At 68.0% G+C, this 9,025-nt stretch carries 7 protein-coding genes and 1 pseudogene; 3 read left to right on the top strand and 5 right to left on the bottom strand.

The features are described from left to right. Window positions 1-156: 156 nt before the first annotated feature. Window positions 157-602, top strand: a pseudogene (locus AVJ23_RS23380) (DDE-type integrase/transposase/recombinase); the annotation flags it as partial. A gap of 288 nt (window positions 603-890) precedes the next feature. On the opposite strand, the gene tyrS reads toward AVJ23_RS23380, so the two are convergent. Then, window positions 891-2,144, bottom strand: a complete 1,254-nt coding sequence (gene tyrS, locus AVJ23_RS19555) for a tyrosine--tRNA ligase (RefSeq protein WP_058863917.1) — start codon at window positions 2,142-2,144, stop codon at window positions 891-893. 94 nt (window positions 2,145-2,238) lie between these two features. On the opposite strand from tyrS, the gene AVJ23_RS19550 reads away from it, so the two are divergent. Further along, a complete protein-coding gene (locus tag AVJ23_RS19550) occupies window positions 2,239-3,294 on the top strand; it encodes an anhydro-N-acetylmuramic acid kinase (RefSeq protein ID WP_058863916.1) in 1,056 nt (351 codons plus the stop codon). 177 nt (window positions 3,295-3,471) lie between these two features. Here the strand turns inward: AVJ23_RS19550 and moaA are convergent, their stop codons facing one another. After that, complete coding sequence (moaA, locus tag AVJ23_RS19545; RefSeq protein WP_058863915.1) at window positions 3,472-4,479, bottom strand: GTP 3',8-cyclase MoaA; 1,008 nt, start codon at window positions 4,477-4,479, stop codon at window positions 3,472-3,474. Window positions 4,480-4,564: 85 nt separating this feature from the next. Here moaA and AVJ23_RS19540 point away from each other — a divergent pair, with 85 nt between their 5' ends. Next, on the top strand, window positions 4,565-5,077 hold the full coding sequence (locus AVJ23_RS19540; RefSeq protein WP_058863914.1) for a hypothetical protein: 513 nt from the start codon (window positions 4,565-4,567) through the stop codon (window positions 5,075-5,077). Window positions 5,078-5,084: 7 nt separating this feature from the next. Here AVJ23_RS19540 and AVJ23_RS19535 read toward each other — a convergent pair whose 3' ends face one another. From AVJ23_RS19535 to glmU, 3 genes are read right to left on the bottom strand one after another with little or no spacing between them, the layout of a single operon-like run. Then, a complete protein-coding gene (locus AVJ23_RS19535) occupies window positions 5,085-5,759 on the bottom strand; it encodes a DNA alkylation repair protein (protein ID WP_058863913.1) in 675 nt (224 codons plus the stop codon). Continuing rightward, entirely contained in the window at window positions 5,756-7,573 is a 1,818-nt protein-coding gene (glmS, locus tag AVJ23_RS19530) for a glutamine--fructose-6-phosphate transaminase (isomerizing) (protein WP_058863912.1), read from the bottom strand. Before glmS ends, AVJ23_RS19535 begins: the two co-directional genes overlap by 4 nt. Window positions 7,574-7,622: 49 nt before the next feature. Continuing rightward, entirely contained in the window at window positions 7,623-8,975 is a 1,353-nt protein-coding gene (gene glmU, locus AVJ23_RS19525) for a bifunctional UDP-N-acetylglucosamine diphosphorylase/glucosamine-1-phosphate N-acetyltransferase GlmU (protein ID WP_058863911.1), read from the bottom strand. Between the last annotated feature and the right edge of the window lie 50 nt (window positions 8,976-9,025).

Here is a 9,025-nt window from a genome sequence, read left to right as displayed (position 1 = left end):
CCGGAGACACTCAGCTTTGGGCTGCAAAAGCCCCGTCGTCTTCGAAAGAAAAGTGGCCTAAACGAGCACCTGGCGCGGCACAAAAACGGGACAGGTCCAGAATCAGGCGAGCAGGGCTTGACGCAACAAAGGCGATTAGACAACCGCATCAGTTTATATCGGATGGTGACCGGCCTGCTGAAAATCGCTGGCTGGCATGTGAACCATACTCGGGGTGAGCGCATCTGGCGGCGTGAATGGCTGAAGGTCCCACAGAAGCAGCAGAAGAAGAAAGGGCGGCTTTGGTTGAACGGCGGGTCGTGCGCGTCTGCGGCCCGAGCGGCCTTACCATGTCTGGTCGTACGACTTCGTCCAGGATCGCACCGCTGGCGGGCGGATGTACCGGACGCTGAACATCATCGACGCATACACTAGTGAAGCGCTGATCATTGGCGTGGATCGCAAGCAATTCAACGAACGTGCTGGATGCGTTGACGGACCTGTTCATCTTGTACGGCCCACCCGAATACATCAGGTCGGACAATGCCCCGGAGTTCATTCTGGCCCAGCGGGCCGAGGCGGCGGGACTGGACCTGCCAGACCAGCCGTGGTGTGCCGGCCACGCAGCGGCGGTGGCGCTGGACCGGGCAGCCCAGGAGTGCGCAGGCCCGGGCGAATTCCGGTGATTTGGGCAGTGGCAGCATGTCCATGCCGCCATTAACGCGATCGAAAGTTTCGGTCGGGTTAAATGGCGGGCATGACAGATCTCAACCCGCGCCGTTCCGCGCCCCGCCCGGATCCACCCGCCATGGCACGTCCCCGCCCGACGGCGGCCGCCGCCATGCTGCTGGCATGTCTGCTCTCGACGCCGCTGGCCCTGTTGATGCTGGTCGGGTTGATCCCTTAGCGCGTCAGCCCGACAGCTTGACCAGCGCGTGGCGCTTCTTGCCGGCCGACAGCTTGACCGGCGCGGAGAGGGCCGTAGCGTCCAGCATCAGGCCGGAATCGGTCAGGGGGGCGTCATCGATCCGGGCACCGTTCTCGGCGATCAGGCGCTTGGCCTCCTTGCCGGATTTTGCAAGCCCCGAGCGGACGATCAGCTGGACCACGGAGATGCCGTCACCCAGTTCGGCCGCGCTCAGCTCCAGCGTCGGCAGATCGTCGCCCACGCCGCCCTTCTCGAAGACCTCGCGCGCGGTCTCTTCGGCGGCCGCGGCGGCTTCGGCCCCATGGCAGAGGGTCGTGACCTCGCGGGCGAGGATGATCTTGGCCTCGTTGATCTCGGAGCCCGCCAGCGCGCCGAGCCGGTCGCACTCCTCGACCGGCAGCTCGGTATAGAGCTTGAGGAAGCGGCCGACATCGGCATCGGTGGTGTTGCGCCAGAACTGCCAGAATTCGTAAGGGCTCAGCATGTCGGCATTGAGCCACATGGCGCCGCCCTGGCTCTTGCCCATCTTGCGTCCGTCGGAAGTGGTCAGCAGCGGCGAGGTCAGGCCGAAGATCTCCTGGTCGAGCACGCGGCGCGTCAGGTCGATGCCGTTCACGATGTTGCCCCACTGGTCCGAGCCGCCCATCTGCAGCACGCAGCCATAGCGGCGGTGCAGCTCGAGGAAGTCATAGGCCTGCAGGATCATGTAGTTGAACTCGAGGAAGGAGAGCGACTGCTCGCGGTCGAGCCGGGATTTCACGCTCTCGAAGGAGAGCATGCGGTTGACGCTGAAATGCCGGCCGATGTCGCGCAGGAAGTCGAGATAGTTCAGCCCGTCCAGCCACTCGGCATTGTTGAGCATCAGCGCGCCGGTGGCGTCGTTACCATAGTCGAGATACTTGGCAAAAACCTGCTGCATGCCGGAGATGTTGGCGTCGATCTGCTCGGGGCCCAGCAGCGGGCGCTCGTCCGAGCGGAAGGAAGGATCGCCCACCTTGGTCGTGCCGCCGCCCATCAGCGTGATCGGCTTGTGCCCGGTCTTCTGCAGCCAGCGCAGCATCATGATGTTCAGCAGGTGGCCCACATGCAGCGACTGCGCCGTGGCGTCGTAGCCGATATAGGCGGTCACCACCCCCTTGGACAGCGCCTCGTCCAGGCCCTGGTAATCGGTGCAGTCGGCCAGGTAGCCGCGCGCCATCATGGTGGCCATGAAGTCCGATTTGGGATGGTAGGTCATGTGCGGCCTCTCCTATAGTCCGGGCCGAGCTATAAGAAAGAGTGGGGCGAAGGTGAAGGGCAAGAATACCGGGCCGCTCACGGCATTGGGGGCGATGTCGGGCACGTCGCTGGACGGGGTCGACGCGGCGGTGGTGCAGACCGACGGGCAGCGCATCCTGGGCTTCGGCCCGACGCGCTACCGCGGCTATGCCGAGGCCGAACGCCAGGTGCTGCGCGCGGCGCTGGGCCGCTGGCCGGGAGAGGACCTGGACGCGGCGCTGTCGGTGCTGCAAAGCGCGCATCTGGAGGCGTTTTCGAGCTTCGACGGGATCGAGCTGGTGGGCTTTCACGGCCAGACGCTGGCACATGACCCGCGCGGGCGCGGCACGCATCAGTTGGGCGACGGTTCCGCGCTGGCCGAGGCGCTGGGCGTGCCGGTGGTGTGGGATTTCCGCTCGGCCGACGTGGCGCTGGGCGGCGAAGGGGCGCCGCTGGCGCCGTTCTTCCATTTCGCCTGTGCACGGTGGATCGGCGCGGAGCGGCCCGTGGCCTTTCTCAATCTCGGCGGGGTCGGCAACCTGACCTGGGTCGATCCGCGTCGGCCGGCGCCAGAGGCGGAGGGGGCCCTGCTGGCCTTCGACACTGGGCCGGCCAATGCGCCGATCAACGACCTGGTGGGCCAGCGGCTGGGTCTGGATTGCGACCGCGATGGCGTGCTGGCGCGGCGCGGACGGGTCGAGGAGGGGGCGCTGGAGCTCTTCCTCGAAGAGGCATTCTTCCGCCGGATGCCGCCCAAGTCGCTGGACCGGGACGATTTCGCCGTCATGCTGGATCTCGTGCGCGAGCTGTCGGATGCCGATGCCGCGGCCACGATGACGGCCATGGCGGCGGCGGCGGTGATGCAGGGGATGGAGCACTGCCCCGAGCCGCCCGAGCGTGTGCTTGTCACGGGGGGCGGGCGCCACAACCCGGTGATGATGCGGATGCTGGCGGCCAGCCTCGACTGCCTGGTGGAGCCTGTCGAACGCGTGGGGTTGGATGGCGACATGCTCGAGGCGCAGGCCTTTGCCTATCTTGCCGTGCGCGTGCTGCGCGGCCTGCCGACCTCGGCGCCGGGCACCACCGGCGTCGCGGCCCCGGTCGGCGGCGGGCAGGTCAGCCGACCCTAGGTTTGTCCGAACCGTCCGAAACGGGCGGGGTTTTCGCCTTTTCGGTGGTTTTTTTCAGGCGGTCGGGCCTGGCGGGGAAGGCTCTTCGAAGAGCCTTCCTCAACGCGCTTGCAAGCGCGTTGAAAAAGCGGCTTGCAAGCCGCTTGGCCCAAGCCGTTTCGAAACGGCTTGTCCGCCCTATCCGCCGGTATGCGACATGTGGCGCGAGACGCGGCCATCCACCGTCTGGCGCGAGTAGTCGAAATCATGCCCCTTGGGCTTGCGTCCGATCGCGGCGCGGATCGCGTCCTCCAGCGGTTCATCCGTGCCGGGATTGTTGCGCAGGGCGGCGCGCAGGTCGGCATTGTCCTCCTGGCCCAGGCACATGAACAGCTCACCGGTGCAGGTCAGCCGCACGCGGTTGCAGCTTTCGCAGAAATTGTGGCTGAGCGGCGTGATGAAGCCGATCTTCTGCCCCGTCTCCTCCAGCCGCACGTAGCGCGCGGGCCCGCCGGTGCGCTCGGGCAGGTCGGTCAGCGTATAGCGCGTGGCCAGCTGCGCGCGCAGATCGGTCAGTTTCCAGTACTGGTCCAGCCGGTCCTCGTTGCCGATGTCGCCCATGGGCATGACCTCGATCCAGGTCAGGTCCATGTCGCGCGACGCCGCCCATTCGGTGATCGTGAACAGCTCGTCATCGTTGAAGCCCTTCAGCGCCACCGCGTTGATCTTGACCCGCAGCCCCGCCTTCTGCGCCGCGTCTATGCCCTTCAAGACCTGCGGCAGGCGGCCCCAGCGCGTGATGTCGGCGAATTTTCCCGCGTCCAGCGTATCGAGCGAGATGTTCACCCGGCGCACGCCCGCGGCGTAGAGATCGGAGGCGAAGCGTTCCAACTGCGAGCCGTTGGTGGTCAGCGTCAGCTCCTTCAGCGCGCCGCTGTCCAGATGCCGGGTCATGGCACGGAAGAAGGTCATGATGTCCCGCCGGACCAGCGGCTCGCCGCCGGTGATGCGCAGCTTTTCCACACCCAGCCGGATGAAGGTCGAACACATGCGGTCCAGTTCCTCCAGCGTGAGCAATTCCTTCTTGGGCAGGAAGGTCATGTTCTCGGACATGCAGTAGACGCAGCGGAAATCGCATCGGTCTGTCACCGACACCCTGAGATAGGAAATCGGTCGCTCAAACGGGTCGATCAGGGGCAAGGTCATGGAATCTACCTAGTCGCCGGCCGGAATTTGGGCAAGTGTGCCCTTGGAATTGTAACATGTCATCCCGAACGGGAGGAAAACAGTCATGCGAGCAGTCTGGGCAATCACCGTGGTTCTGGGGGTCGCCGCGTGCGGCTCGGCGCCGTTCGAGGCCATCGCACCCGACCGGGGCGCCAAGGCGGCGCCGGCCGCCGCGACCGGGCAGACCCGGCCGCAGGCCCGCCCCGAAAGCCTGAGCACCGCGCCAGCGCCGAACCCGGCCGCGCGCACCGCCGATGAGTTTGACACCACCTCGGACGAGGAGCGCGCGGCCGCCGCCGCGGCCCCGGCCGAGCCGGCGGGCGAGCGCAAGCTGGGGGAGACGGTGGCCAGCCTCGGCGACCCGGCGCGGCCGGGTTTCTGGCTCGAGACGCCGCTGGTCTCGGCGCCCGCCAAGGGCCGTGTCGTCTATCCCGCCACCGGCAAGTCGGCGCAGGTCGACCTGATCCCGATCGACGGGCCGGCCACCGCGGGCAGCCGCATCTCGCTGGCCGCCATGCGCCTGATCGAGGCACCGCTGACCGATCTGCCGACGCTCGAGGTCTATACCGGCGGCTGAGCGCCGCTCAGAGGTATTTCGACGCCTCCTTGCGGGCGAAGGCCTTCATTCCGGCGCCATGGGTGTCAAGAAAGGTCGTGACGCGGGCCGGGTCGTGTTTCGACAACTCGCGCAGCCACCAGGCGATCGCCTTCTGGATGAACCAGTCGCGGTCGGGCACGTAGCCCGCCGCCCAGCCCAGCACCCGGTCGCGGATCTGCAGGTCCGCCTCGGAGGGGAAGTTCTGCTTGGTCCAGGGCAGGGTGATAACCAAGGCGGCGCGGCGGCTCCACATGTGCGGGCTGGCGGTCCAGGTCTCGACCGTGTCGAGCCGGTCCGGATCGGCACTCAGCCGCCGGGCGCCGGCGGCACAGACATGGTCGGCAATGGCCCAGGCGTCGAACTGGGGCACCCAGGAGGTGATCAGCGCCCAGGCCGCGTCATCCGGGCGCAGCCGCGCCTGGGTCAGCAGCTTGGCCGCGGCGATGCGCGCCTCGTGGATATCCGTGTCCCACAGCGCATCGGCCAGCGCCACGCGGGCCTCGACATCCAGCTCGCGCCGCCATCGTTGGGCGAGATCGTTGATCGCGGAGTTGGGCGTGCCAAGGTACGTGCGCGGCGCCTTGTGATAGGCGGCCTTGCCCTCGGCCATGCCGGGGCTGGCCGCTGCGCGCAGCGCCTCCAGCGCCGCCTCGGGGGTCATTCCACCGTCACCGACTTGGCAAGGTTGCGGGGCTGGTCCACATCGGTGCCCTTGGCCACTGCCGTGTGATAGGCCAAGAGCTGCGCCGGCAGCGCGTAGAGCAGGGGTGTCAGCACCTCGGGCACATCCGGCAGCACCACGGTCTTCCAGACCTCGTCCCCGGCCGCCGCGGCGCCGGCGGCATCGGTGACCAGGCAGACCCGGCCGCCGCGGGCCATGACCTCCTGCATGTTCGAGACGGTCTTCTCGAAGAGCGAATCCTTCGGCGCCATGACGATCACCGGCACGTTGCTGTCGACCAGCGCGATGGGGCCATGCTTGAGTTCGCCTGATGCATAAGCTTCGGCGTGGATATAGCTGATTTCCTTGAGCTTCAGCGCGCCTTCCAGCGCCAGCGGATACATCAGCCCGCGGCCGAGGAACAGGATGTCGCGGGCCTCGGCCAGCTGCTGGGCGGCGGCCTCGATCACCTCGTCGCGGCCGAGCGCGGTGTTGAACGTGCCGGGCATGGCGCGCAGCGCGGTCAGGATCTCGTCGCGGGCCTCCGGGTCCAGCCGGCCCCGCGCCTCGGCCGCCTTGAGCGCCAGCAGCAGCAGCACGGTCAGCTGGCAGGTGAAGGCCTTGGTCGAGGCGACACCGATCTCGGCCCCGGCATGGATCGGCAGGGCAAGGTCGCTTTCCCGCGCGATGGAGCTTTCGGGCACGTTGATCACGGAATAGATCGCGTCGGCCTTGTCGCGGCAGTACCGCAGCGCGGCCAGCGTGTCGGCGGTCTCGCCCGACTGGCTGACGAACAGCGCCGAGGTGCCGGGCAGCACGGGCGGCTCGCGATAGCGGAATTCCGAGGCGATATCGACCTCGACCGGCAGGCCGGCCAGTTTCTCGAACCAGTACTTGGCGGTGAAACAGGCGTAATAGGCCGTGCCGCAAGCCACCATGACCAGCCGCTCGACCCGGGCGAAGTCGATCCCCGGATCGGGCAGGGCGATGCCCGTGTCGGTCAGGTAGGCGGACAGCGCCGCGGACATGACCGAGGGCTGCTCGGCGATCTCCTTGGCCATGAAATGCTTGTAGCCGCCCTTGTCGACGCGGGCGGCATCCATGCGGATCCGGCGCATCTCGCGGTTGACGCGGCGCCCGGCCTCGTCACGGATCTCGACCGTGTCGCGGGTCAGCACCGCGCGGTCGCCTTCCTCGAGATAGGTGACGCGGTCGGTCATCGGCGCCAGCGCGATCGCGTCCGAGCCGACATACATCTCGCCATCCCCGTGGCCGATGGCGAGCGGCGAGCCCTTGCGCGCGGCGACCATCAGGTCCTCTTCGCCGTCGAACAGGAAGGCCAGCGCGAAGGCGCCCTCGAGCCGGTCGATCGTGGCCATGGCGGCCTCGACCGCGGGCGTGCCCCGGGCCATGTAGTGCTGCGCCAGCAGCGCCACCGTCTCGGTGTCGGTCTCGGTCTCGGGGGACAGGCCCGCGGCTTCAAGCTCGGCGCGCAAGTCCTTGTAATTCTCGATGATCCCGTTGTGTACGACGGCCACCGGCCCGGCCTTGTGCGGGTGGGCATTGTCCGCGGTCGGCGCGCCATGGGTGGCCCAGCGGGTGTGCCCGATGCCCGACTTGCCGCGCAGCGGTTCATGCACCAGCAGGTCGGAGAGGTTGACCAGCTTGCCCACGGCGCGGCGCCGTTCGAGATGGCCGTCATGCACCGTGGCGATGCCGGCGCTGTCATAGCCGCGATATTCCAGCCGGCGCAGCGCCTCGACCAGGATGGGGGCGACCTCGTGCGTGCCCAGCACGCCGACGATTCCACACATGTCACATACCTTTCCCGTGCGTCCGGGGACGCGCGTTCTGCGAGAGGGTCTAGGATCCGGCCTGTTTCCGGGCCTTCTGGGCGCGCAGCTTGTCGAAGAGACGGGTGGCGAGCCCGGGCTTGGTCTGCTGCCGGCCGCGCGCGATGGCCAGCGCGCCCTCGGGCACATCCTCGGTGATGGTCGAGCCCGACGCGGTCATCGCCCGCGCCCCCACGGTGACCGGCGCGACCAGCATCGTGTCCGAGCCGATGAAGGCGTCCTCGCCCACGATGGTGCGGTGCTTGAACACGCCGTCATAATTGCAGGTCACCGTGCCGGCGCCGATATTGCTGCGCGCGCCGATCTCGGCATCTCCGATATAGGTCAGGTGGTTGGCCTTGACCCCCTCGGCCAGCTGGGCGTTCTTGATCTCTACGAAATTGCCCACATGCACGTCCTCGGCCAGCTCGGCGCCGGGGCGGAGCCGTGCATAGGGGCCGACCACGGCGCCCCGGCTGACATGGGCGCCCTCGAGATGGCTGAAGGCGCGGATGCGCGCGCCGGTCTCGATGGTGACGCCGGGGCCGAAGACCACGTTCTGCTCGATCTCGCTGTCGCGGCCGATCTCGGTATCCCAGGCAAGGAAGACTGTCTCGGGCGCGGCCAGGGTCACCCCGTTCTCGAGCAGCGCGGCGCGGGCGCGGGCCTGGAAGGTGGCCTCGGCGGCGGCAAGATCGGCGCGCGAGTTGACCCCCTGCGTCTCGGCCTCGTCGCAGCGCACCACGGTGGCCGAGAGGCCGCGCGCCCGGGCCAGCCCGACGATGTCGGTCAGGTAATACTCGCCGCTGGCATTGGCGTTCTCCACCGCGTCGATCAGGTCGAACAGCGTCTTGGCATCGGCGGCAATGACCCCGGAATTGCAGAGGGTTATGGCGCGTTCCTCGTCCGAGGCGTCCTTGTACTCGACGATCCGCTCCAGCACATCGCCCTGCATGACAAGCCGGCCGTAGCGGGCCGGATCGGCCGCCTCGAAGCCCAGCACCACCACGTCGTGCCGGGCGCGTGCGGCGGCCATGGCCTCCAGTGTCTCGGTGCCGATGAAGGGCGTGTCGCCATAGAGCACGAGGACATCCCCGTCGAACCCCTCCAGCGCCGGGCGCGCCTGCGCCACCGCGTGGGCGGTGCCCAGCTGCGCGTCCTGGCGCACGCAGGTCAAATCGGGGTCGAAGGCGCGGGCCGCGTCCTCGACCGCCTCGGCACCATGGCCGGTGACCAGCACCGTGCGCTCGGGGGCCAGGACCTGGCCCGCGCGCAGCGCGTGCCACAGCATCGGGGCCTGCGCGATCCGGTGCAGCACCTTGGGCGCGTCGGATTTCATCCGTGTGCCTTTGCCGGCGGCAAGCAGGATCAGGGCAACGCTCATGGGGGCAATCCGTTTGTCTTTCCGTCGGCGCCGTTCTATCGCCTGAGAGG

The organism is Pseudoponticoccus marisrubri (assembly GCF_001482405.1).
In the GTDB taxonomy this organism is placed as follows: domain Bacteria; phylum Pseudomonadota; class Alphaproteobacteria; order Rhodobacterales; family Rhodobacteraceae; genus Pseudoponticoccus; species Pseudoponticoccus marisrubri.
Note: the sequence above shows the minus strand (reverse complement) of the source record. Positions and strands in the feature narration are given on the sequence as shown.

Bases quoted from the DNA above. Each gene is read 5' to 3' on its own strand.
- tyrS (WP_058863917.1), bottom strand. From the start codon at position 2,144: ATGACCTACCATCCCAAATCGGACTTCATGGCCACCATGATGGCGCGC.
- AVJ23_RS19550 (WP_058863916.1), top strand. From the start codon at position 2,239: ATGTCGGGCACGTCGCTGGACGGGGTCGACGCGGCGGTGGTGCAGACC.
- moaA (WP_058863915.1), bottom strand. From the start codon at position 4,479: ATGACCTTGCCCCTGATCGACCCGTTTGAGCGACCGATTTCCTATCTC.
- AVJ23_RS19540 (WP_058863914.1), top strand. From the start codon at position 4,565: ATGCGAGCAGTCTGGGCAATCACCGTGGTTCTGGGGGTCGCCGCGTGC.
- AVJ23_RS19535 (WP_058863913.1), bottom strand. From the start codon at position 5,759: ATGACCCCCGAGGCGGCGCTGGAGGCGCTGCGCGCAGCGGCCAGCCCC.
- glmS (WP_058863912.1), bottom strand. From the start codon at position 7,573: ATGTGTGGAATCGTCGGCGTGCTGGGCACGCACGAGGTCGCCCCCATC.
- glmU (WP_058863911.1), bottom strand. From the start codon at position 8,975: ATGAGCGTTGCCCTGATCCTGCTTGCCGCCGGCAAAGGCACACGGATG.